The sequence below is a fragment of the Seonamhaeicola marinus genome (genome assembly GCF_008085455.1).
In genome coordinates, this window is sequence record NZ_VSDQ01000372.1 from 302 (window position 1) to 720 (window position 419).

Below are 419 nucleotides of genomic sequence, written 5' to 3' on the forward strand. Positions count from 1 at the left end.
CAACCAAACTACCTACAAACACCATATGTAGTGTTTTTGTATAATCTTTGGGTTTTAAATCTTCAATTTCATTTTTATAAAAGGATGCTGTAAAAAACGGTTTGATGTTTTTAGTTTGTTTTTCCCACTGACCATAAACTAAAACCTGCATATTTTTTGTTAAAAATGTGTTACTTAGAATCCATTTTTGCAGTTTATAACTGAGTGGTTGTTTGGCTTTGGGGTCCCAATTTCCAGCATATTTAGCTGTTTTGGGTTTCTTAGGAAATAATATTTGAACAAAACACCCCAACAAACCTATATTACCGGGGCAACGTAAATGAATATGGTCTGTTTTTTTACAGGCTCTAAATACTTTAAATAGTATTTGGGGGATATACAAAACACTCTTAATACTATTGGAAAATGACGTAAAACTA